The following is a 1,179-nucleotide window of genomic DNA, read 5'->3' as shown; positions in this document are numbered from 1 at the left end:
GGTGAACGCCAGCGATTTGGGTGGGATGAACACCAGCGGGATATCGCGCGGATCTGTGTGGTGCGCACGGTGTTTGCTGGCCAGTTCGCTGTCGATGGTCAGCGGGCCGAGGTGCCGCGGGCGCCAGTGCAGCACCGTCACGTGGATGATCCACTCCGTCAGCGGGAACGTGCCGATGACGATCAGCGGGACGAGCGCGTCGGTGAACTGCCAGTCGCCGACGGCGATGCGCGCCACCAGGACGGCGACGAAGACGGTGGCGATCATCCAGGGCGAGGGATGCCGGACGAACTCGCGGGCCATCTCGCCCAGCGAGGCGCCGCGGCGGAGCGAGCGGGCCGCGCCGGATCCGGTGGGGCGGCCCCGATCGGCCGCGGTGGTGTCGTGCGACGTCGTTGTCGGACGGTCATTCTTCATGGCGATTCCTCGGGTGGATCACGCCCCGTCGAGGGCGTGGATGAGAGCGGTGGTCGCCGGCCCGAGCAGTGCTCGCGCGGACTCGGCGGCCCGTTCCGGCTCGCCCGCGGTGATCGCGGCGGCCAGGTCTCGATACGCGCCACCATTGCCCACCTCGGCGGACATGATCGGCGCGAGCGCCGCCAGCGCTGGTTCGTAGGCGGCGCGAAGCATGGAGTACATCAGCCGGAACGCGATCGAATCGGCCAGCTCGAGGACGTGGTCCCAGAATTCGAGGGCGATGCGCTGCTGGGTGAGCGGGTCCGCCTCCGCGAGCAGGGCGTCCACGGTGTCGTGGAGCAGATCCAGCTCGGTCACGAGTGCGCCGGGCGCGGTCGCGGAATCACCGCCGCCCGAGCGGACCCGCCGGACTCGGGCGGCCGCGAGCTCCGCGATCTTGGGGCCGTTGTGCAGCCGCGCCTCGAGAATGCTGCGCGCCACGGCGGGATCGATGGTGTCGCCCCGCAGCAGTAGCCGGGGCAGCACTTCCAGTCCGGCGCTGCGTCGATAGTCGAGCACGGTGGTGGCTTCCCCCTGCCGCACCGACACCAGCCCCGCGGCCGCCAGCCGCTGCAACGCCTCCCGCACGGCGGGCCGCGACACTCCCAGCGCCTCCGCCAGCTGGCGCTCGCTCGGCAGGGTGCTCCCCGCCGCCAGCTCCCCGCCCAGCACCTCGGCGGCGATCTGCTCGAACACATCACCCGATACCGACCGCTTCACGAC

1 protein-coding gene and 1 pseudogene are annotated in these 1,179 nt (G+C 71.6%); both read right to left on the bottom strand.

Annotated features, from left to right (window positions below):
- Positions 1 to 303 (bottom strand): annotated as a pseudogene (locus ACWDVW_RS32625) (sterol desaturase family protein); the annotation flags it as partial.
- 132 nt (positions 304 to 435) lie between these two features.
- The coding region (locus ACWDVW_RS32620; protein WP_449956837.1) for a FadR/GntR family transcriptional regulator at positions 436 to 1,179 on the bottom strand (744 nt) is incomplete at its 5' end.

The sequence above is a fragment of the Micromonospora sp. NPDC003241 genome, from assembly GCF_053589795.1.
Note: the sequence above shows the minus strand (reverse complement) of the source record. Positions and strands in the feature narration are given on the sequence as shown.